This is a genomic window from Acinetobacter bohemicus ANC 3994, assembly GCF_000367925.1.
In the GTDB taxonomy this organism is placed as follows: Bacteria; Pseudomonadota; Gammaproteobacteria; order Pseudomonadales; family Moraxellaceae; genus Acinetobacter; species Acinetobacter bohemicus.
In genome coordinates this window covers 531,506-553,043 of record NZ_KB849164.1, presented here as the reverse complement: position 1 = coordinate 553,043, position 21,538 = coordinate 531,506, and the positions used below count along the sequence as shown (strand labels likewise).

General features: G+C 37.1%; 22 protein-coding genes and 1 tRNA gene. 12 read left to right on the top strand and 11 right to left on the bottom strand.

The window, feature by feature from the left end; all coding sequences use genetic code 11:
* Positions 1-66: 66 nt before the first annotated feature.
* Positions 67-444 carry a hypothetical protein gene (locus F994_RS02525; RefSeq protein WP_004648476.1) on the bottom strand — a complete coding sequence of 126 codons (378 nt, stop codon included), beginning with the start codon at positions 442-444 and terminating at the stop codon, positions 67-69.
* A 435-nt stretch (positions 445-879) separates the two neighbouring features.
* Between F994_RS02525 and F994_RS17550 the strand changes: the two genes are divergently transcribed.
* From F994_RS17550 to F994_RS17540, 5 genes are read left to right on the top strand one after another with little or no spacing between them, the layout of a single operon-like run.
* On the top strand, positions 880-1,023 hold the full coding sequence (locus F994_RS17550; RefSeq protein ID WP_004648475.1) for a hypothetical protein: 144 nt from the start codon (positions 880-882) through the stop codon (positions 1,021-1,023).
* A gap of 10 nt (positions 1,024-1,033) precedes the next feature.
* Positions 1,034-1,210, top strand: coding sequence for a hypothetical protein (locus F994_RS17545; protein ID WP_004648474.1), 177 nt, complete (start codon positions 1,034-1,036; stop codon positions 1,208-1,210).
* A complete protein-coding gene (locus F994_RS02520; RefSeq protein ID WP_004648472.1) occupies positions 1,210-1,884 on the top strand; it encodes a hypothetical protein in 675 nt (224 codons plus the stop codon). The genes F994_RS17545 and F994_RS02520 overlap by 1 nt, the downstream gene beginning before the upstream one ends.
* A 2-nt stretch (positions 1,885-1,886) precedes the next feature.
* The gene (locus tag F994_RS02515) at positions 1,887-2,195 is read left to right on the top strand and encodes a hypothetical protein (protein ID WP_004648471.1); all 309 of its coding nucleotides are present in this window, start codon (positions 1,887-1,889) and stop codon (positions 2,193-2,195) included.
* A gap of 9 nt (positions 2,196-2,204) precedes the next feature.
* Positions 2,205-2,366, top strand: a complete 162-nt coding sequence (locus F994_RS17540) for a hypothetical protein (protein ID WP_004648470.1) — start codon at positions 2,205-2,207, stop codon at positions 2,364-2,366.
* Between the two features lie 32 nt (positions 2,367-2,398).
* On the opposite strand, the gene F994_RS02510 is transcribed toward F994_RS17540, so the two are convergent.
* Positions 2,399-3,739 carry a hypothetical protein gene (locus F994_RS02510; RefSeq protein ID WP_004648469.1) on the bottom strand — a complete coding sequence of 447 codons (1,341 nt, stop codon included), beginning with the start codon at positions 3,737-3,739 and terminating at the stop codon, positions 2,399-2,401.
* Positions 3,740-3,804: 65 nt separating this feature from the next.
* Positions 3,805-4,161 carry a helix-turn-helix domain-containing protein gene (locus F994_RS02505; protein ID WP_004648468.1) on the bottom strand — a complete coding sequence of 119 codons (357 nt, stop codon included), beginning with the start codon at positions 4,159-4,161 and terminating at the stop codon, positions 3,805-3,807.
* A gap of 106 nt (positions 4,162-4,267) precedes the next feature.
* Between F994_RS02505 and F994_RS17535 the strand changes: the two genes are divergently transcribed.
* The 4 genes from F994_RS17535 to F994_RS02490 all read left to right on the top strand — a co-directional run bounded on the left by F994_RS17535 (position 4,268) and on the right by F994_RS02490 (position 8,108).
* A complete protein-coding gene (locus F994_RS17535; protein WP_004648467.1) occupies positions 4,268-4,438 on the top strand; it encodes a hypothetical protein in 171 nt (56 codons plus the stop codon).
* 143 nt (positions 4,439-4,581) lie between these two features.
* On the top strand, positions 4,582-4,977 hold the full coding sequence (locus F994_RS02500; protein WP_004648466.1) for an ogr/Delta-like zinc finger family protein: 396 nt from the start codon (positions 4,582-4,584) through the stop codon (positions 4,975-4,977).
* Positions 4,978-4,986: 9 nt separating this feature from the next.
* Positions 4,987-7,713, top strand: a complete 2,727-nt coding sequence (locus F994_RS02495; RefSeq protein ID WP_004648465.1) for a toprim domain-containing protein — start codon at positions 4,987-4,989, stop codon at positions 7,711-7,713.
* Positions 7,714-7,826: 113 nt separating this feature from the next.
* Positions 7,827-8,108: a hypothetical protein gene (locus F994_RS02490; RefSeq protein WP_004648464.1), complete on the top strand. Its 282-nt coding sequence runs from the start codon at positions 7,827-7,829 to the stop codon at positions 8,106-8,108.
* Positions 8,109-8,138: 30 nt separating this feature from the next.
* Here the strand turns inward: F994_RS02490 and F994_RS02485 are convergent, their stop codons facing one another.
* The 8 genes from F994_RS02485 to efp all read right to left on the bottom strand — a co-directional run bounded on the left by F994_RS02485 (position 8,139) and on the right by efp (position 16,542).
* The gene (locus F994_RS02485) at positions 8,139-9,158 is read right to left on the bottom strand and encodes a tyrosine-type recombinase/integrase (protein ID WP_004648463.1); all 1,020 of its coding nucleotides are present in this window, start codon (positions 9,156-9,158) and stop codon (positions 8,139-8,141) included.
* Between the two features lie 145 nt (positions 9,159-9,303).
* Positions 9,304-9,380 (bottom strand) — tRNA-Val (locus F994_RS02480).
* A gap of 31 nt (positions 9,381-9,411) precedes the next feature.
* A complete protein-coding gene (locus tag F994_RS02475) occupies positions 9,412-11,424 on the bottom strand; it encodes a transglutaminase TgpA family protein (protein WP_004648461.1) in 2,013 nt (670 codons plus the stop codon).
* Between the two features lie 3 nt (positions 11,425-11,427).
* Positions 11,428-12,333 carry a DUF58 domain-containing protein gene (locus tag F994_RS02470; RefSeq protein ID WP_004648460.1) on the bottom strand — a complete coding sequence of 302 codons (906 nt, stop codon included), beginning with the start codon at positions 12,331-12,333 and terminating at the stop codon, positions 11,428-11,430.
* Between the two features lie 12 nt (positions 12,334-12,345).
* Positions 12,346-13,338 (bottom strand): AAA family ATPase, encoded by a 993-nt coding sequence (locus F994_RS02465; RefSeq protein ID WP_051061092.1) that lies wholly within the window; start codon positions 13,336-13,338, stop codon positions 12,346-12,348.
* Positions 13,339-13,407: 69 nt separating this feature from the next.
* Complete coding sequence (locus F994_RS02460; RefSeq protein ID WP_004648458.1) at positions 13,408-13,710, bottom strand: YbdD/YjiX family protein; 303 nt, start codon at positions 13,708-13,710, stop codon at positions 13,408-13,410.
* The gene (locus F994_RS02455; protein WP_004648457.1) at positions 13,707-15,800 is read right to left on the bottom strand and encodes a carbon starvation CstA family protein; all 2,094 of its coding nucleotides are present in this window, start codon (positions 15,798-15,800) and stop codon (positions 13,707-13,709) included. The genes F994_RS02460 and F994_RS02455 overlap by 4 nt, the downstream gene beginning before the upstream one ends.
* 172 nt (positions 15,801-15,972) lie before the next feature.
* Positions 15,973-16,542 carry an elongation factor P gene (gene efp / locus F994_RS02450; protein ID WP_004648456.1) on the bottom strand — a complete coding sequence of 190 codons (570 nt, stop codon included), beginning with the start codon at positions 16,540-16,542 and terminating at the stop codon, positions 15,973-15,975.
* 70 nt (positions 16,543-16,612) lie between these two features.
* Here efp and epmB point away from each other — a divergent pair, with 70 nt between their 5' ends.
* From epmB to F994_RS02435, 3 genes are read left to right on the top strand one after another with little or no spacing between them, the layout of a single operon-like run.
* On the top strand, positions 16,613-17,629 hold the full coding sequence (epmB, locus tag F994_RS02445) for an EF-P beta-lysylation protein EpmB (RefSeq protein ID WP_004648454.1): 1,017 nt from the start codon (positions 16,613-16,615) through the stop codon (positions 17,627-17,629).
* A gap of 14 nt (positions 17,630-17,643) precedes the next feature.
* Positions 17,644-19,389 (top strand): hypothetical protein, encoded by a 1,746-nt coding sequence (locus F994_RS02440; protein ID WP_034696480.1) that lies wholly within the window; start codon positions 17,644-17,646, stop codon positions 19,387-19,389.
* Positions 19,371-21,488, top strand: coding sequence for an EAL domain-containing protein (locus F994_RS02435; RefSeq protein ID WP_004648452.1), 2,118 nt, complete (start codon positions 19,371-19,373; stop codon positions 21,486-21,488). The genes F994_RS02440 and F994_RS02435 overlap by 19 nt, the downstream gene beginning before the upstream one ends.
* Positions 21,489-21,538: the final 50 nt, after the last annotated feature.

Here is a 21,538-nt window from a genome sequence, read left to right as displayed (position 1 = left end):
CACTAGCTTTTCCACCGTCAATACCAAACATTGCTCTTGCGAATTTCTGTGCAATAGCAATACTTGCTAGGCTTTTTCTTCATAAAATAAGCTCTCTAAGTTTTGTATAATTTTCTCTAAATTTTCTGCTACGAGATGCATTTTTTTCAAAGAAAAAAACAGATGATTCTTAGGCTCACTCAATACTTCATTTGTAATTTTTTTACGAATTACGACTAAAGAATCAATAGCAATATTACAGGATTCGAAATTTTCTAAATCATTAGAAAGACTCAATATTTTCTCCAAACTAGGAATTGAGATTTTTAATATATCCATTAAATAATTATATGTACTATCTAAACCAGTTTTATAAAAATCCAGCCTTGAAGCACTATTTAAATAAAGATTGATTTGACATCTTATTTCAATAAAAAGTTCTTTAAGTTCCTCTCTATTAGACATTATGTACAACTCCTAAAAATTTGAAACTATGCACCGTCTCAACATGACCCGATCCATTAGCTCACAATGAGCCAAAGCATTGTATCAAAAAGACCTTTTCTTCTATATATAAATAGAATAAAGAATAGAGTTATAAAAGAATGATAAAAAACAAAAACAGTTGACTAAAAAAATATTTAAATTATATTGTACTTATCACAGCAAAATCTGTGATCAGGCGTAGGAACCTGTCATATACTCAAACGGTGCAAAAATAAGTCGCACTATGCGGCATTTTTTTTGCCCACTGTTTAGTCAGCCGTTACGGTAGGCTAGGCAGGGCAGCTTCGTGCTGGTCGCATACCGTTTGAGCGATATTCCTACACCCTGCTTAGTCTGCCACCATTCCGTAGGAAGAGTGTTGGCAGGTTTAAAAACCTCAAACGGATAACGACTATGAACACTCAAAACAAAAGTGTGCATCAAGCACCTGTACGCCTCGACACCCTCTGTCTACAACGCTTACAAGCATCTAACTTTGCTCAACCCCAAATTCATAAACAAATTTTAAATTTCATTCGCCTACGTTTCACACGTTAAGGGGAATCTTATGTCTAAAATTTATATCAACACTGAACTCGGTACAGAAAAACGCTGTACTCGTTGTGGCGACTACTACCCTCTCGACACAGATTTTTTTTATAAAAATGGTGTTTGGCGTGGCAAAACACAATGGACATCACATTGTAAAGCTTGCTTTACTGAAACCTATCGGGGGGATAAATAATGAAAAACATCCTCCTCACAAACCAAGAATATCCCCTCATTGCATCGCCCCAACTCGCTAAAGAATTGGGAACGGCAGCAGCAACATTCCTGCAAAAATTACATTTTTTATTAAGTGAAAATAGAAAATTTAAACAGAAGAAAAATCTAACAACTTATCTAAACCGTAAATGGTGGTTTCATACCTTTGAAGAGTGGCAAACCACACTCGGCATGTTCAGTGTTTCAACCATTAAACGCGCTGTGGCTAAGCTGAAAGAACTCGGTCTAATTGAAATCAATAAGCTTTCAAAAATTAAATCTATCCGTGTGAATTACTACGCCATCAACTATCAAAAGCTTAAAGAATTGTTTGGTATATCTACATCTCAAACCAAGCCCTCACCTGCACCGAAGCCAAGCCCTGAAAATATTATGGGGACTGATGCCCCAACTCAACCAGAAGCAACAGTAGAGAATCTAGCAACCATACCAAGTGAACATCGTGCTTTGTACCGCCAGCTTCGCCAGTACAAACTGGACATTGCTTATGATGATCCGCGACTCCATTTTTGGGAGAAAAAAGCCCGATCCGTGATTGCCTATGCTGCTTCAGCACCAAACCGATTCAATATCAATAAATGGCAATGGCATACACCAGAACAAATATTACCTGAAGAACTTTTAAGGACTTAAAAATGGGAATTGAAAAACACATTATTCGAGTTCAAGAACCACATTCTAAAAAGCGTAAGTTCTTTATTAGCTCGAAGCATTTATACCGATTGCTGCAAACAGATATTTCCTACAAAACTTTTGTAGAAACAAATATTGTCTGGTCACGACTACGTGAAAACATTGACTACCATTTCAATGAACAGCACGACACATACAATCTTTCAATCTGCGCTGTACAGGCAATTTTGATTTTAGAGAATACAGAGAAGAGTTGGCAATTTTTCAATGAACTGACTGACCTGATAAATAACGGTTTTAACCGTTCCTAGGGGATTCTTATGGATATGCAAACAAGATTATCGTTATTAGATCAACATTTGGCTTTATTAATTGAATCGACTGAAAACTGTGGTTCACTTACTGGTGAATCAGTATCAGCAACTTTATTTATTATTCAGGAACAGGTTCGTCAGATTCAGAAGGCAGTAAATCAAGAGTAATAAAAAAGCCCTCTTAGGAGGGCTTTTTTATTTTACCATTTGAATTTTTTGAATACACCGCCAATTTTATTACCAACATCATTCATTATTTCTTTTGTTGACTCCAATGATTCAGATGCAGATGCCTTAATTGCTTCAGCTTGAAGTTCTCGCTTTGAATCTTCAGCTAGCTTTTGCTCAACTAAAATATCATCACTAAATGAAATAGGAACTAATTCAAATTCATCATCATTTTTACCAAGGTTTTTTAAAAATTTATTTTTAAAATCTGCCATTAACTCAGTATCAGGTTCTGGTAAATATGCATTAACCACTTCATGATTTGATACTTCTAATAAAATTTCTGTATACCCATGAGCATTTTCAACATCATGAATTGTTAAATTCATATAAGAAGTTAAATCATTAATTTTTTCTAAAAATTTAGTTAACTTAGATCGGAGATTATTACGCTTAAATGCTAACTCTTTGTCAGAGCTGAGCTTTGCATTTAAAGTATTAATCCTATTAATCCAAGCTTCTCTCAGTTCTGCTATTTCATTTTTATTAAGTTCATTAATTTGATTGATAAAGCTATTTTTTCTCTGGCTGAATAAATCAGACTCATTACTTAGTAATAAAGACTGTATAGCTTTTGCTTTTACTCTCGCAACCAAAAACCATTGACCTAAAATAGTCAAATGCTTATCAAGCATGCTCCATAAAGCATCATAACTTTTATCACTGCCAAACATTGAATCATCAACAAAATTATTTACAGTTGTGATTGCATGTTTAATTTCTTTTGTTAAATGCAACAAGACAGCATCAACTTCTCTGCTATCTTGCTCTACTTGGCTTCTGCGAACTGAAGATAATTCAAACGAATTATTTGCTGAAAGAAAGTACTCATCAAAGTAATGATCTATAGCCTCAATTTTACTTGCACGCTCATCATCTAAAAATTGCTTAATCTCCGCAATTTTAATATTCATTTCTTTCAGTTGCGAAGATATTTCTGCTAAATGTGCTTGGCCAACTGCCATTGTGACAGCTCTCATAGCGACACTTGTAGTTAAAAGTTTTTTCAATTGGTCAGGATCAAACAATCGCGCATGGGAATCTATACCTTTCTCTCCCAACACGATACCTAATTTACCATTCCCATCTTTTGCTTTAGTTAGTGCACCATTTGCAACGACTCGCATATATTTATTGGTAGTAACTTCTTTTGCTACAGCAACATCAGGAGCAAATTGAAGAAGTTGATTGAATAAAGGTAAATTCTTAGAATCTACCTTTTTTCTCTTATCCAAATCCGCTGGATAAGTAAGACTGAAATTTAATTCTGCAATTTCATTTGTAGAATGATTTGATTCAACTAAATTACTCATAAACCCCTCTATTTAATATTTTAAATTATTAGCAATTTAACAAGTAATTTTTATATCACAATCAACTACTTTTTAGTGAAACTCTCAGCAAAATTCCGTACCAAAGTCATCAAAGTATCTTTCTGACTCGGTTCTACGGAATCCCACAGTGTAAGCAGTTCCTTTGCCTCATCAGAAAGCAAATCTGGCTGAGTACGCTCACCAGTAATTAGGTAATAAACATCTACCCCTGCTACATGCAAAGCTTCTAAATCATCCTGCCCCATAACACGCTCGCCTTTTTCATAGCGCATTACAGCCATATTTTTCTTACCAAATAAAGCAGCAAAATCTTTTTGCGATAGGCCTAAACGTGATCGTTCCTGACGAAGGCGTTCGCCTCTTTGATCGTTATTCTCATTTACCATTTGGGATAAATCCATATATTAATTATCCCAATTGGGATAATATTACTTTACTTATTTACCATTTTAACAAAGTTCTTTATTCACCACAGTTTAAAACTGTGACTTCCAAAGGAAACAAATAATGGCTACTCAAGAATCTCAAAAAGAAGTCCAAATCAGCTTTCGTACAACACCAGAAAATCGACGCTTAGCACGTATTGAAGCGGCTAAAAGTAATATGACCCTGAATGAATGGATTAAACATCTTGTTGAATCAAAACTGGTTGAAGCTTCTTCTCAAAACTTAAAATAATCATAAGGCACGGTCTTTAGACCAATCACAGAAAACCAATACAGATTTTTCAAATATTTGAAAAATTTTGTAAATGAGAAAAAGAAATTAAGTAAGTGTCGTCGGGAGCAACAATTACTTGATTGAATATCTAGAGGTACTCCATGAGTAAATCAATTGGTTTTTATTGCCCCCACTGTGGCACACGTATGCATGTATCTAGTCGTAAAAAGCCGTCTCCTCTTTTACATGAATTAATCGTGTCTTGTCGTAATGACCAATGCCTTGCCAGTTTCGCAGCAAGTCTAGAAATGGTGAGACCGGTACAAAACAGTATTAATCCAAACCCAGAAGTTCAGACAGGACTGCCTCAGCATAAACGTCAGTGGGAAACAGAACTCGAGCATCATTTAACAAGTTTGGAAATTCAAACTGAACTTGATGAACATCAAAAGAATTATGTTGAAGGCTTTATTTCTGCCCTATTCCACTCGTCAACCATTGATCTGACTAGAGCATCGACATACCGCAATCGCCTTCAACAAATTAAACTTTTATAGGTTTTTTAAATGGATCTCCAACGTCGTATTGATGACAGACTCAACCAACTTTTCAGTTTTAAAAGAGTCGGTGAATGGTATCGCGAAGGCCGCTGTCCTAGCTGTAATGAAAAAGAACTCTATACACATGCTGAAACACCACGCATGGTGAAGTGTGGGCGTATCAATAAATGTGGCTACGAAGAATACGTTAAAGATATTTGCGAAGAATTTTTTAAGGACTGGACTGAGTATCACCCTAGAACACCAGAAAATCCAAATGCAGCAGCAGATGCATATTTAAAAGAAGGTCGTGGTTTTGATCTTAAAAATTTAAAAGGTCGCTATAGCCAAGAACTGTATCAATCTCCTAAAAATAAAAGCCTCGTCAGTGCCACAGTTCGCTTTAAATTGGCTGAAGGTATTTATTGGGAACGTATCATCGACCGACCAGATCGTTTTGGTCGTCAGAAAGCCAATTTCATTGGTAAATGGACAGGCTTAGCTTGGTCAATCCATAATTTAGATGAACTCTGTCATGCAGGCAGTATTTGGATTACAGAAGGCATCTTTAACAGCATCGCCCTTTCACAGTCTCAAATTATTAGCTTGAGTAATATGAACAGTGGTAATTATCCAACTCAATTATTAGATGCAATTAAAAAACGCTGCCATGAACTGAATAAAGATAAGCCTCGTTTAGTTTGGGCATTAGACAATGATAAAGCAGGTAAAAAATTTTTATCAAAGCATCATAAACATGCAATAGATGATGGATGGCTTTCTACTGCTGCTCTACCTCCTGCACCTATAAATGGTAAATCACTGGATTGGAACGACCTTTTCCAGCGTGAACAACTGAACGAAAAGGATCTAGAGAAATATATCCATTTCGGCAAATTACAAATTGTAGAAACGGCTGAAGAAGCAGGCCTACTGATTTATAACTTTTATGGCAGCAATCTTAGTAAATTCTTTTTTAATCACCATTTCCGCACCTACTGGTGGGAACTTGATTATGAAAAATATAACAAAGCTGTCCAATATGTTGAAGAAACTCAACAAGAGCAAATGCTGTCAGAAGAAGAAGTTCGTATTCAGGCATTAAAAACCTGTTCTTCAGCTAAAGAAATCTGCAATGCACAACTTGAACCACTGTATTTCCAACGCAACGAAATCACCGATGAATCTTGGTATTACTTTCATTTGCAAAGTCCTTGGGGTGAAACCAAAACCACATTTACAGCAGAACACATGGCATCACGCAGTAAATTTAAACCCCGTGTCATGTCAGTGCTTTCAGGTGCCATGTGGACAGGCAGTGACCAACAACTTGAAACCTTTATTAAACGTAAAACTGAAAAATTACGTGAAGTAAAAACGATTGATTTCATTGGTTATAGCAAAGATTATCAAGCCTATATCTTTGATCAATATGCTGTGCATAACGGTCAAGTTATCCACAAAAATGAACATGATTTTTTTAAAACAGGAAAAAAAGAATTAAAAAGTTTAGCCAATTCTCCAGTGATAACACTTAACCCTAAAAAGGAATTTTCACCTACATGGTGGAAAGACTTCTACACTTTAAATGGTGCAAATGGCTTAATCATATTGGCATGGTGGACAGGGACTTATTTTGCTGAACAAATCCGCGCATTAAATTCTTCCTATCCTTTCTTCGAATTTGTAGGGCAAGCCGGTGCAGGTAAATCGACTTTACTAGAATTATTATGGAAGTTCAGTGGTCGTGAAGCTTATGAAGGCTTTGACCCAAACAAATCAACCAGTGTGGCGATTTATCGTAACTTTGCCCAAGCATCAAATATGCCCATCGTCCTCATCGAGGGTGATCGTAACGATCAAAATGGTGGTACTCAAAAAGCAAAGTTCAGTTGGGATGAACTTAAAGATGCTTTTAACGGTCGTGCAATTCGTTCTAAAGGCTTAAAAACCGCAGGCAATGAAACCTATGAGCCACCATTCCGTGGTGCCATCATGATTAGCCAGAATACGCCTATTCAAGCCTCTGAAGCGATTCTATCACGGACTTTGCACCTTACTGTGACCACTAAAGGCCATAACCTCGATAAGAAAAGAATTGCCGACCGTTTATCACGTATAGAACTTGCAGAAGCATGTACCTATATGACGCATTGCCTAAAAAATGAAGCAAAGATTCTGCAAACTTATTCAGACAATATCCAAGGTCTTGAAGAAGAATTTCATCAAAAAGGCATTACTCATACTCGTATCGCTCTTTGTCATGCACAAGTATCAGCAATGATTGATGCTCTTTCAGAACACGTTTTAAAAGGTGTGATAGATCTGGATGAAATTTGTGATGCTAAACGTATTTTAGAAACGATGGCACGTGAGCGTATAGAGCAGCTTGGCAGTGACCATCCTCAAGTACAGCAATTCTGGGATGCGTTTGAATATATGAATGTCAGTCGCAGTGCTTCCTTCAGTTTGAATCATCATGACCAGGATGCACAAAGCATCGCAATCAATCTAAATGAAGTCTACAAAGTTGCTGCTCGAAACTATCAATCTTTACCAGATATCAATGAAATGCGAAGCCTACTTCGCTCAAGTCGTCGCTATAAATTCATTGATATGAATAAGCCTGTGAAGTCTAAAAACTTCCCAGCAGATGATGTTAAAAATGCCACAACGGACATTAGAGAACGTGTCGTTAAATGTTGGCTTTTCACAAACCCATACTTCAACCAACAGCCTAAAAAACCTAAATAATTTTTAAGTGAACAAATAGAAGCTATCACTAAATCAGGAGACGAAAACTATGCAACACGATCCTAACGTAGAACTACAACATCCGACGACTAAATTTAGAGGAGCTAAACTTAATGGCTGAATTCATCGTAACAATTGAAGCTGACTCTGCACCTCAAATTGTTCTTGGTCAAATTCTTCTTGGTGGTACTGTGACGGCTCTTAAACTTGAAAAACGTAAATTAGTATCGGTTTCCGAACTTGTTGCCAAATACGGGTATTCTGACGAAACAATAAGAACCAAATGTATATCTATCAACCAAGGGAGCAACGGCAAACATATGTACGATCCCGATGCTGCCGATGCCCTTCTCAGAAATCCTAAATTCAGACGTGGATCAAGACGTAAAAACTAACAAAATGCCCACTATAAAGTGGGCTTATTTCTATCCATTAAAAGCTGCAACTAAATCATCTGCATTCGGGTTGTAATAAGTATTCACAAGTACATCAATTTTTTTGTGACCAGTAATTTTAGCCAGAACCTCAACGGGTAATTTTCTAACTCGAACCATACGTGTAATGGCTTCATGCCTTGTATCGTGAAAATGTAAATTATTCAGACCCACGGCAGTTTTCCTTTTTTCCCACATTAACCGAAAGGCATTTTCTGACTGCGGTATAATTCTACGCCCTTCATGCTTAATCAGTTTCAATAATTCTTTTGCTTCTTCAGACAATGGAACAATACGCGGATCTCCATTCTTAGTTTTAGGTAAATGAACATACCCATCAAAAATATCTTTCCTTTCCATTGAAAGGATTTCACCACGACGCATTGCCGTTTCAATAGCAAACAGAAAGCCCCAAGCAACATAATGCTGCGGCAAAACTGGTACTTGCCCCATCTCATAACTTAATGCTTTAAGTATTAGTTCAATTTCAGATATATGAATACGACGTGAACGTGCTTTAGGTTTTTTGGGCTTCGTCATTTGCATCCAAGCATTTTCATTCAAAATGAAAAGCTCTTTTTGTGCATAAGTAAACATTGCACTGTAATGAGAAATTTCTTTTAGAACTGTATTCTCACCCACTTGTTGAAGTCTTTTGTTGCGCCAATTTGTTAAATCTTTCGGAGTGATGTCATAAATAGATTTTTGTGCCAATGCACCAAATTTACTCTCAAAATTGTTGTGCTGACCTTTGATCCAAGCACGTGATGATTTAGATTCCTTCCATTGGCCAACGCTCTCATAATATTTATTGTTTAAATCTCTAAAAGAAAATTTAGGTTTAACCTCTCCATTTTCAATTCTAGTTTGTGTTTTTAATTCTAATAATTTAAGTGCAGCCCATTGCTCACATTCTTTGGCCGTATCACGGGTACAGTAATATCTTTTACTTTGATATGAGACAGTAATTGTATATGTCTCACCTCTTTTTCTAGGTACTGGTAATTTCATTTTGTCGCAAACTAGTCGCAGATGGCTAAGAAATACTGCCATTTTTCACCAAGTTAGCCAAGTCTGACACAATATAAAATGCGACAAATAAGCAAAAAAAAGACCTATAAGCATTTGATTAGCTTATAAGTCTTTGATTTATATCTGGTAGGTATAAGCAGACTCGAACTGCTGACCTCTACGATGTCAACGTAGCGCTCTAACCAACTGAGCTATACACCTAAGTGTTGTGAATCATATTCACTTTTATTTTCTAAGACAAGGGCTTTCTATTGTTTTTTAAAGCAGATGCACAAGTTTTAAGCATCGCTTTAAATTTCATTGCTTGTTGATCATTAAATTCGCATGAAAACCGTTGCTGTTGATAATATTCCGCTGTTTGTATAAAGATCGGTTGTTGATCTTTTTCAACCCATTCCGCCAAACGATGCATCCACATATAAAAAGTTTCAGCGGGTTGCTTACGTAAATTTTGTTGCAATTGCTTAGAAAATTGTTGAATCGCTTGCTCATATGCAGAAACATGGTGTCTGTTACGATAATAAATCCAAACAAAATAAAGAATAATTACTGCCACAATACTTGATAACAAGACCAGTGCACTCGCATAAGCAGAATGCAAACCTAATTTTGACAACCAACTTTGCTGCTTTTCAGCAGTATATCCTAGGACTTTACTTTGCCATTGATAACTTGCATAGTCACTCAAAATATGTAAATTTTTCAACATAGTAAATCGTTGATATTTCCATTTTTGCTCTTTATTGCCTAAAATACTACGATCATTTTCAATATAATTTTGCATACCCCCATCAATCCGTTGCGGAGCAATCATCGCTGTGGGATCAATGCGTTGCCATTTTCCATGCAATTGCACTTCTGTCCATGCATGTGCATCAAGCTGACGAACTTCCCAACTCGCTTGATCGGGTGCAAGCTGCCCGCCCTGATAACCAATGACAACGCGTGCAGGAATCCCAACATAACGCATTAGCATGGTAAAACTCGAAGCATAATGCTCACAAAAGCCCTGTCGAGATTGAAATAAAAATTCGTCGATGCGATTCCCCCCTAATAAACCGGGTGACAATGTATATACAAAGCCATTTTCCTTATACCACTGCAAAATATTGCGCACATATCGATCGGGTTGCTGACCACTTTGTGTAAACATTTCTAATGCAAATTGACGTGATTTTTCATCCAATGCTTCTGGCATTTGGGTATTCATTTTTTTCAATAGATTCGATTTAAATAAGGCGGACTCTGGTAACTCAGTATTACCCAACCAATGCAATTTAACCGGTTGATTACGCAAAATTTGACGAACTGGCGTAATACCCCAGTCTTGTTTTAATTGGTACTCTGTTTCGAGTGGAATTGACTTTTCCAAGCCCATCACCCACATCACTCGTGCATCAGCAGCCAAGTATTGATAATCAAAACCACGTTTTGATTTTTCAGAGAACGTATTTGCTAAAATGGACTGTTGATTGATAAAACTGCTGGTCCATGTTTTTCCATCATATTGATCTAGAACCATCGCGCGCCAATACAATTCATTGCGTGACGGAAGTTGGTCCATATTACCAATGATTCGAAAAGCCAAACTTGTGGATTGTGAAAGCTGAGCAATATCACCGGGTGACATGCTATCGCTCATCCCCGTGACACTTTTTTGTTCTGGAATTGGAATATGCCAAAGTGGTGGTAAGCGTGGAAAAAATACAAACAGTAAAATAAAAAAAGGCAAAGCCAAAATTAAAAATCTAGCCACATGTTTTGCATCAGTTTTTAATGCTGTCGATTGATTTTCTAATGATTTAAACTCACTGGTTTGTAGGCGATAAAGTCCAATTAAACAACTTAATAAACACAGTACAATTATCAGCGCCATCCAGATGGATTGGCTATATAAAAAGGAACTTGCACTCACAAATAAAGCAAAATTAAACAAAACAATAACATCGCGATTATTTTTTGTTTCTAAAGCCTTTGCAAACAAGAAAGTCGATAAAACAGCAACACCTGCTTCAATCCCCAAAAAACTTTGATAACTAAAATAAATCGTGCCTAAAGCTAAAATGGTCAGTGCAAATGTCCACATCTTAGCAATGGCTTTGCTCTGATCTTTTAAACTAAAAAATAAACAAAGCAGAATCAGCGCAAAAATAGCACTTAATAAAACAGGATTAAAAAATACCTGTGCAATGAAGACCAATCCCATTGTGATTAAAATCGATGTTCTAATATCAGCATGGATCATGATTTAAGCCTGTGCCAAAAGTTTTTTTGCTTGTCTTAACTGATTTTCGCCCATGCCTACAGATAATTCAGCTTGTGGTAAAAACACCGCATAATCACATTGCATCTGCTCACATTGTTCAATCAATCCCATCATTAAATTCAGCTTTTCTTCATGTTCTGTACTGGGCATATTGGCATAATGAATTTCAATATTGCTTTGATCATTATGCTGTTCAAATACCTTGATATATAAGCCTTGCCCACGTGCGGCTTGCTTCCATGACACCGCTTGTAAGGCATCCCCCAACTGGAAATTACGCAATTCACGAAATTCATCCATATCAGGTTCAAAATTATGCTTATGCTGTTTATTTTCAGCACTATAAAATGCAGCTTTGGGTGCAATCCAAGCATGCTCTTTTAAATAACAATAAGTCCATGCCCGAACCAACCCAAAGGGATAAACTGAATAAATTTGTAAGGTTGGATAGTGAAACTTCCCTCTTTTTTCAGGCAAAAAAGCAAGCGTGATTTTATCTTTGAGTTCTGAAATCAGGACTTTTTCTAAATGCTGATCAGTTTTAATCCATAAATAGCGTGCGTGCTTTTGCGCTTGTTGAAAATGTAATTGCAATTCAACACTCTTGCCAACCTGCCCTATTTCAGCAACAGAGACTTCAATACTTAAATCATGTAATTGTTTAAAAGTTAAATAAAAACTAATACATAAAATGGCACTAATGAGAAAGCAAAAACCCAAAATCAAGTTATTGGCATAATTCACTCCTGCAATAAACGTAATCAAGATCAATACCAAATACAGATAACCCTGTTGATAGATAAAAATCAGAACGTCTTTTTGCGAGAGTTGTTTGACTTTTTCAAATTGAAAACGTGCCGCCAACCATTTTTGCCAAGGCTTGCTCAAAGTGATCTTCCTTTAGCTAATATGCACTTGCTGCATCAACTGCATGGCTTCAGCTTCACTCAAGCCAATACGATGGGCAACCACAGCAACAAATACCGCCTGTACATCATCTGGCGTCACAAAGCTACGTTGCTGAATAAAGGCAAAGGCTTGTGCGGCTTTTTTCAAGGCCAATAAACCTCGGGTCGATAATCCGTGCTGTTTCTTACGGGTTTCATCGGCAAGATTGAGCAGATATTCCAACACAGTATCGGCCATATGCACCTGATTAACCAATTGTTGCATCGCTAAAATTTCTTGCTCATTAAACACATGCTTGAGTGTTGAAATTAAGGCATAACGTGAATTTTGTTGTAACAGTAGTTTTTCTGCTGAACGTGATGGATAGCCCAACGACAAACGCATTAAAAAGCGATCGAGCTGCGATTCTGGCAACGTATAAGTACCACTTTGAAACAGTGGATTTTGTGTGGCAATGACCCAAAAAGGTTGTGGTAATGGATAACGCACACCATCCACAGTCACTAAGCCCTCTTCCATCGCTTCAAGTAAAGCACTTTGCGTTTTTGGACTACAACGGTTAATTTCATCGGCCAATAATATTTGGGTGAAGATTGGACCTTGTTTAAACGTGAACTGATGTTCTTTTTGATTAAACATATTTACACCAATTACATCACTTGCCAGCATGTCATTGGTAAACTGAATCCGCTGAAATTTAAGCCCAGTAAGATGTGATAAGGCACTCGACAATGTCGTTTTTCCTAACCCTGGCAAATCTTCAAACAACACATGCCCACCTGCCAACAAACAACTCAAAGCCAATTTAGTTTGATTTTCTTTATCTAAAATAATGCGATTAATTTGAGTTAAAAATGTTTCAATCTTTAAAGCATAAGATGCAACTTGATGATTCAGTTCTAGCTGTTCATGCGTGAGTTCTTGTTTTTGAACTTTATTCGTCCCCCAAATCACACTCTTGTCCCCAATAAAAAAACGGTGCATGAGTAACATACACCGTTTTTTTATTTTTCCAAAGAAATCAAAAGATTTCTGACAAACACGGGTTCAAAACTAACAAGGACACTTCTTCAGGCCACCATTCGCACTTGGATAACGTGCATCGACACAGTAACGGTAAAATGTTTTGGCATCCATGGGCACTAAATCAGCATGATTCTTTTTCATATGCTCTAAATAGGTCTGATAATCAGGCACGCCCACCATCAAGCGAAAACTTTGCTGTAGACGCTGCCAAATCATTTGAATTGTTTTGATGCCATTTAACATTAATAATTTTTTGGGCTGTGCAAGCACAGTAAATTTAATAATTTTCCCCAAAGCCAGTTTTTGGCGAATTTGATCTTTTAGACTCATTTCACCTCTCCTGTTGAAATTTCATCACTGTAAATAGCTTCTGATTCATGCACGCTTGGATTAGGATCTGCCAAGGCACGGCGAATCACACCAATTGCAGCAAACAACATCACAATTGCCACAATCATAAAGAAACCACAAAGTACGGCATTGATTTGATTAGAGAACACAATGGTTTGCATTTCGGCAATGTCTTTGGCTGGTTTTAAAATTTCATTACGCGCAATCGCATCAGAGAATCGGTTGGCTTGTGCCAAGAAACCAATTTTTGGGTTTTCATGGAAGATTTTTTGCCAACCTGCCGTCATACAGGTAATAAATAAGAAAATAGTTGGGAAAATAGTGATCCAAACATATTTTTCTTTCTTCATCTTGAATAGGATGACCGTACCCAAAATTAGCGCCATTGCAGCAAGCATTTGGTTACCAATACCAAATAGAGGCCATAAGCTATTGATACCACCCAGTGGGTCAATCACACCTTGATAAACAAAGAAGCCCCATCCCGATACAGCGACAGCAGTACCAATCATATTACCAAAGAAATTGTGCGATTGTTTCAACGCAGGAATCACGATACCCACGGTGTCTTGCACCATGAAACGGCACGCACGCGTACCCGCATCGACTGCGGTTAAAATAAATAATGCTTCGAATAAAATCGCAAAGTGATACCAGAACGCCATCATTGAACGGTTATTAAAAATTTCCGTAATAATATGTGCCATCCCAATCGCAAATGTTGGAGCACCACCCGTACGTGATAAAATTGTGCTTTCACCCACTTCTTGAGCAAGTAGAGTCAGGGCTTCAGGTGTTACCACAAAGCCTAAAGTACGAACAGCTTCAGCTGCACTTTCAACCGTTGTACCCAAAACTGCCGCAGGGGCATTAATTGCGAAATAAACCCCTGGCTCTAAAATAGTGGCACAAATCATCGCCATGACAGCAACGAAAGACTCCACCAACATACCACCATAACCAATCATACGAATATCCACTTCGTTATTGACCAGTTTGGGTGTAGTTCCTGAAGAAACCAAAGCATGGAAGCCTGAAATTGCACCACACGCAATCGTAATAAATAAGAACGGGAACATCGATCCGGCAAAAACAGGGCCCGTACCATCAATAAAATGCGTGACAGCAGGCATTTTCATTTCTGGTAATGCCACCATAATACCCACCGCTAAACCTGCAATCACACCAATCTTCAAGAATGTCGATAAGTAATCACGTGGCGCAAGCAATAACCACACAGGTAATACTGAAGCAATAAAGCCGTAACCAATCAAACACCATGTCAATTGCGTTCCAGTGAGCGTAAACACAGGTCCCCAATACGGATCGGCTGCAATATTTCCACCATAAACAATCCCCGCCATCATCAGTACAAAACCAATAAGCGAGACTTCTGCAATTTTGCCTGGACGGATATAACGCATATATACGCCCATGAACAATGCAATCGGAATGGTTGCCGCAATACTAAATACGCCCCAAGGACTATGTGCGAGTGCTTTTACAACCACCAGTGCTAATACGGCAAGAATAATTATCATCACACCTAATGCACCCAGCATGACAACAATTCCGGCAAAGGAACCTAATTCCTGCTTCGCCATTTCACCTAATGAACGCCCATCACGACGGGTTGAAATAAACAACACTAGAAAGTCTTGTACAGCGCCAGCAAGGACCACACCGACCAACAACCAAATGGTTCCGGGCAAATATCCCATTTGTGCGGCTAGAATAGGACCCACTAACGGTCCTGCACCAGCAATTGCTGCAAAATGATGTCCAAACAAAACATATTTATTGGTCGGAACATAATCTAAGCCATCGGCTAAACGATGTGCGGGTGTTAAGCGTCTGGCATTAAGTTCAAAAACTTTATTCGCAATAAATAAACTATAGAAACGATAAGCAATGCTATATATACAAATGGCGGCTAAAACCAGCCAAACTGCATTTACATGCTCACCTCTGCTCAGTGCAAGCGTCCCAAATGATACTGCACCTAAAACTGCGACTAAAAGCCATACTATTTTTGAAGTTATTGATAACTTCGGTTGAGTCGTTTCCATGTCAATCCCTCATCTATTCTGCATAAATCAGCGTTCATTTTTATTGTTCGGCTTACTGCTGTTTGCTCCTTTGTGATGGCACTCCTTATGTTTTATTTTTCATTTAATCTTCTGGCATAAAAAAAGGGACGATTTTCATCATCCCTTTCGATAATAGTCTATTTTTAAACCATTATGCACGCTCTAAATAATCGCCTGTACGAGTATCTACACGAACGCTTTCTTCTTGCTGTACGAATAATGGTACACGAACAACTGCACCAGTTTCGAGTTTAGCAGGCTTACCGCCACCGCCAGAAGTATCACCACGTACACCTGGATCAGTTTCAACGATTTTCAAGACCACAAAATTCGGTGCACTAACTGTCAATGGAATACCATTGAACAACATAATAGTACATTTTTCGTTTGAATCGTCTTTCAACCATTTAGCAGCATCGCCCATCGCAGTTTTATCCGCTGTGATTTGTTCGAAGCTTACTGGATCCATAAAGTTCCAGAGTTCGCCATCGTTATAAAGGTAATCCATTTCAACTTCTACAATGTCTGCACCTTCCAGTGTTTCATTGGATTTGAATGTTTTTTCTAAAACTTTACCCGTTTTAAGATTACGTAATTTCACACGGTTAAATGCTTGACCTTTACCAGGTTTCACATATTCATTTTCCATGATTGAACATGGGTTACCATCAAGCATGACCTTTAGGCCAGCTTTAAAATCATTTGTCGAATAATTGGCCATGAAAGGCTCACTCCAAACTTACTAACTTAAATCTATTAATGCTAGACTAGCATCATTTTTTACATGCGGCATGATAAACTATTTGTATCAAGAGCAAAACTGGCAATCTCAACTCAGTGACCTTATTACAGACCCTTTAGAGTTACTTGAGGTGCTTAAGCTCTGTCCTGAGCAATTATTATCAGGGGCAATCCTTGCTTCTGAACAGTTTAAATTACGTGTTCCCCGTGCATTTGTCGGAAAAATGACCGTTGGCGATCCACTTGACCCCCTTTTACTGCAAGTATTACCTCATCACTTAGAACTCGAAGACTACCCTGACTTTGTGACAGACCCATTAGGTGAAGAACAAGCCAATCAACAACCGGGTGTATTACACAAATATAAATCTCGCTTCTTACTCACCTTAACGGGTGCTTGTGCAGTTCACTGTCGCTATTGTTTTCGTCGTCATTTTCCTTATCAAGAAAATCTACCTAAAAATGAAGATTGGCTAAACATTAAAAATTATATTGAAAGCCAACCCGATATCAATGAAGTCATTTTTAGTGGTGGAGATCCACTTACGCTCTCAAATCGAAAACTAAAACTATGGATTGAGCGTTTAGAATCTTTACCGCAAATTAAATTTTTGAGAATTCATTCACGAGTTCCTATCGTAATCCCCAACCGTGTCGATGAAGAGCTTGTTTCTCTATTAAAAAACAGTAGGCTACGGATTATTCTAGTGGTACACTCAAATCATGCAGCTGAGCTTGATGATTTGACTTGCGCTAGGCTTTCGCTATTAGTTCAACAGCAAATTACCGTGCTCAACCAAGCAGTTTTATTAAAGGGAATCAATAATTCTGCACAGGTTTTAGTCGATTTAAGTTATCGTTTGTTTGATGCAGGTGTAATGCCATATTATTTACATGTATTAGATAAAGTAAAAGGCGCGCATCATTTTGACTTAAGTCCTAAAGAGATTAATCTTATATATAAAGATGTTTTAGAGAACCTTCCTGGATATTTGGTTCCTAAACTCGTTAGGGAAATAGCGGGCGAAAAAAACAAAACACCGCTTTTTGGGGTTTCAACTTTTTGAGTTAAATAATAACGATGCTTATGAGTACTTCAGATATCTTCCAAACTCCAACAGAGTTAAAGTTGGAAAAACTGAGCTTTTGTCCATCTAACGCAAAAGGTCTGCAAGAATGGGTAGCTAATTTATCCATTCTACAACTCGGGAATTCTTCAAAAGAACTTTTCAATGCGTTACTCGAAATTTCAGAACTTAAATGCCCAGAAATGCTTCGTTTTGATTTAATTCAAATCCTGCATCCAACGATTGATAATGTATTGATCAGTTTAGAAAAACATTTTTTTAATCAAAGCCTTATCACCTCTGATCGTAATGATCAAATTATTGAATTGGCGATGTTATTACGCAGCCATTTTGCAAAAATTTATATCGATATTTCCAAAAGATGTAATACACAATTAAGTTTGCAAAAATTTTCATTGTTTGCATTTAATCAAAAGAAAAGTTTACAAACTGCCAGAATGGTTTCGACCTATTACGCATTACAACAACTCTCACTGTTACTTTATCAGCAACATTTGCTCTATAGCACGCCTTTATTTGGGCAATGGTTAGTCGCGCACCAACTGCTTGAATGTGCGATTAAAAACAATTTTTATCAAACGAATATCAATCAGATTTTAGATACTCAACACCAATTACAAACCATTACTCAGGCTTACTCACAGCTTATTTTGCTCGATATTTTCAACACGCATCAAATTCGCCCTTCTGAAATGCAAGGCCTATACTTGTGTAGCTTTGATTGGGCAAAACTGGTCCACATCTTATCTAAAGAAACGACGCTTTCACGTTATATTATCGACATCAACAAAGATCATCCGCCTGTTTTCAATACGGATCAATCTAGTTTATATAAACCGACCATCTATATTTCAACTCAAAGTTTACTGGATCATTTGTCTGAAACTCAGTCGAAAAAAACTGGCTATTTATCGCGTAATGAAAAGCTTTTCTTAACCCCTGCATTACATTTTCATATTCATAACTTACTGACAACCAATACCGAACGTCGCTATGAGCGTTACGAATATTCGGCGCAATTACAAATATGTTTTAGTCTTGCCGTGGCACACTTTTACCTCTCGAAAGGTAAAAACTTTCATGAAACTTTGGATTTAGAAAATAATTATCAATTCCAAAATGAAAGTACCTTTATTAATTCAATGAATTCCAATATTCCTGCTGAAATCACAACAGCTAAAACCCTCGATCGAGAAGCTAAACAAATTTATTCTGCTGACGTTCTTGATATTAGTGTGAATGGTTACAGAATTAAATGGACAGGGATTACACCTACGAATTTAAAAACAGGTGAATTTATTCTCATTCAAGAAAACACCAATAGCCCTTGGCGTGGTGGTGTAATTCGTTGGATTAAACAGTCGACAGAAAAAAGTTTAGAGCTTGGCCTGGAAGTATTGGCGCAAGATTTATTCCCCTGTTCAGTCATGGTCAAAACTGAGCGTCATAACAATAATTATCAACCAGCATTGATTGTGCAAACTGCTCAACTGGATAATATTTCGACCAGTTTAATTGTCTCAGGCTCACACCTGTTTAGAGAAAAACAAACCATTCATTTGCGCTTAGGAAAAGAAGAACTCAAAATTTATCTCACCAAAGCGCAACTGATTACACAAAGTTTTATCCGATTTGAGTTTGAGCTCCTGAATGATCAACAAGAAATTCTAGTTAAAAACTTTATCAATAAACAAATAAATGAAATCAAGAATCATGATTTATGGGAAGCATTGAAGTGAGAAATCCATTATTGTCTAAAAAGTTAAAACGTACCGAGACACGTTTACTCATTATCGATGATAATCAAATACGTTTTAATCAGATTCGTGATCTTTTAATATCGAACGAACATATCGTACAGGCAACATTGCTTGATGATTTACAAAATTTTGAGAAACAATTACATCAAAATTGGGATCTGGTCATTTTTGGTCGTGCCTATGACTTAAAGTATGAACAGGCTTTAAGCTTAATCCAATTATCAAAACAGCCTAACCTACCGATTATTCTGCTAAAACCCGATAATTATCAGGCAGATCAATATGCGAGTTATATTCGTAAAGGCGTTTATGACATTTTAAATCTAGATTATCTAGATCGTTTCTATATTGGCTTACTCCGCGCACTTTCATTGAGCCGCCTACTTCTTACTCAACAGCATTTAATGAATGAGTTAGAGTCAGCACAAACCCAAGCTCAATCTTTAGCACAAGAGAGCAATAAAGCCATTGCGCTGATTCAAGAAGGCATTCATATTCAGGCCAATGCTGAATATTTAGCTCTATTTGGAATAAAAAATGAGGAGGATATTGTTGGTCTTCCTTTGCTTGATCTTTTACAACCCAAAGAATTAAATGACTTTAAGTTGCGGTTTAAAAAAATTACCCAAGGTCAATTTGATTTCGGTCGTTTCGATATCACCACATTAAATAATCACGTTGCTATTCCAAATCCGCTTAAAATTGAATTTTTGCCTTCTACAGATGAAGATGCATTACAAATTACCATTGATATTGAAAATTCAGAATCAAGCAATATAACTGCCAGTACAACTGAGAAAAACACACAAAAGCCCAATACATATCAGTTGATCAATCGAACAATCACCAAACAACCCTCTAATATTAATGCGTTGGTGCTGTTCTCTTTAGCATCATGCCCTGAAATTATTTTTCAGGGTGACTGGATCACTTCAAAAAATTATTTCAGTCAGATCAATGAGTTTTTAAAAGATCAAACGCATGCCCCACTATTTCAAATTGCGACTGGTGTTTTTATTGGTTTGTTCCAAGCAGAATCCAAAGCAAAATTAGAATCTAAACTGATTGGCTTAAACTCATTAAGCAAACCACAATTATTAACCATCAATCAATCCACTTATCCGCTGAATCTTAGAATTGGTTATTCAATTTTAGATGCTGAAATACGTGATGAAAACCACTTCGAACAATTCATTAATTTGGCTTACAGTACTGTTTTACCTAAAAATGAGCCTACACCACAGCTCGAATTAGAAACCCGTATAGACAGCCCAACAATTGAATTACAGCAGCAGGAAATCAAGTCCGTAGATGCCGTACCTGAATCTGCACTCATTCGCGCTTTACAACACAGCTTAGACCGAGGCGAAATTCATCTAAAATATCAACAACTCTATGATAAACAAGACACCAATTTATATACTTATGAAGTAACGAGTGGCTTTATTTTTGAAAATACCTGGAAAGATTTATCCAGTTTAAGAGAATTGGCAGAAGATGATGAATTATCAATTAAATTGGATCGCTGGATTTTAGTCGAATCATGTAAACAACTGCATAATTTCATTACTCAATATCCTGAAGCAAAATTGATTGTAAATTTAAATAAAGCAGTATTATTGCACGACCGTACTTTCCCTGAATTTATCTCCAAATTGATTACGATTGTACGAAGTAAATTAACTCACCCACTTATTTTACAATTTTCAGAAGAAGACCTAACTCAGAACATCTCTGATGCACAAAAGCATATCGCACAATTACGCCAATTTGGTGCTGAAGTATCATTAAGAGACTTTGGTAACAGCATTTATAGTGAATCTGCTGCACGTCAACTCGATGTTAACTGTTTAACATTACACCTCAGTCTGACTAAAATGCTACAGTCAGAACAATCTACACAAGAGTTACAAGAAAAAATCCAAATGTTCCATGAAATTAAACCCGTTGAAATTATGCTGCGTGATTTAAATGACATGACACTTTTTGCAAATGCGTGGAATGTGGATGCTCGCTTTATTCAAGGCGACTATTTCCAGAAAAAGCTCGATCATCTTATTGATGTACAAGACCAATAGGTCTTGTATATTTTTTCTGCAATATAAATTTCAGCTATAAAAAAACGGGC

Coding starts and splice junctions, on each gene's coding strand:
- F994_RS02525 (WP_004648476.1), bottom strand. CDS start 444: ATGTCTAATAGAGAGGAACTTAAAGAACTTTTTATTGAAATAAGATGT.
- F994_RS17550 (WP_004648475.1), top strand. CDS start 880: ATGAACACTCAAAACAAAAGTGTGCATCAAGCACCTGTACGCCTCGAC.
- F994_RS17545 (WP_004648474.1), top strand. CDS start 1,034: ATGTCTAAAATTTATATCAACACTGAACTCGGTACAGAAAAACGCTGT.
- F994_RS02520 (WP_004648472.1), top strand. CDS start 1,210: ATGAAAAACATCCTCCTCACAAACCAAGAATATCCCCTCATTGCATCG.
- F994_RS02515 (WP_004648471.1), top strand. CDS start 1,887: ATGGGAATTGAAAAACACATTATTCGAGTTCAAGAACCACATTCTAAA.
- F994_RS17540 (WP_004648470.1), top strand. CDS start 2,205: ATGGATATGCAAACAAGATTATCGTTATTAGATCAACATTTGGCTTTA.
- F994_RS02510 (WP_004648469.1), bottom strand. CDS start 3,739: ATGAGTAATTTAGTTGAATCAAATCATTCTACAAATGAAATTGCAGAA.
- F994_RS02505 (WP_004648468.1), bottom strand. CDS start 4,161: ATGGATTTATCCCAAATGGTAAATGAGAATAACGATCAAAGAGGCGAA.
- F994_RS17535 (WP_004648467.1), top strand. CDS start 4,268: ATGGCTACTCAAGAATCTCAAAAAGAAGTCCAAATCAGCTTTCGTACA.
- F994_RS02500 (WP_004648466.1), top strand. CDS start 4,582: ATGAGTAAATCAATTGGTTTTTATTGCCCCCACTGTGGCACACGTATG.
- F994_RS02495 (WP_004648465.1), top strand. CDS start 4,987: ATGGATCTCCAACGTCGTATTGATGACAGACTCAACCAACTTTTCAGT.
- F994_RS02490 (WP_004648464.1), top strand. CDS start 7,827: ATGGCTGAATTCATCGTAACAATTGAAGCTGACTCTGCACCTCAAATT.
- F994_RS02485 (WP_004648463.1), bottom strand. CDS start 9,158: ATGAAATTACCAGTACCTAGAAAAAGAGGTGAGACATATACAATTACT.
- F994_RS02475 (WP_004648461.1), bottom strand. CDS start 11,424: ATGATCCATGCTGATATTAGAACATCGATTTTAATCACAATGGGATTG.
- F994_RS02465 (WP_051061092.1), bottom strand. CDS start 13,338: ATGCACCGTTTTTTTATTGGGGACAAGAGTGTGATTTGGGGGACGAAT.
- F994_RS02460 (WP_004648458.1), bottom strand. CDS start 13,710: ATGAGTCTAAAAGATCAAATTCGCCAAAAACTGGCTTTGGGGAAAATT.
- F994_RS02455 (WP_004648457.1), bottom strand. CDS start 15,800: ATGGAAACGACTCAACCGAAGTTATCAATAACTTCAAAAATAGTATGG.
- efp (WP_004648456.1), bottom strand. CDS start 16,542: ATGGCCAATTATTCGACAAATGATTTTAAAGCTGGCCTAAAGGTCATG.
- epmB (WP_004648454.1), top strand. CDS start 16,613: ATGATAAACTATTTGTATCAAGAGCAAAACTGGCAATCTCAACTCAGT.
- F994_RS02440 (WP_034696480.1), top strand. CDS start 17,644: ATGCTTATGAGTACTTCAGATATCTTCCAAACTCCAACAGAGTTAAAG.
- F994_RS02435 (WP_004648452.1), top strand. CDS start 19,371: ATGGGAAGCATTGAAGTGAGAAATCCATTATTGTCTAAAAAGTTAAAA.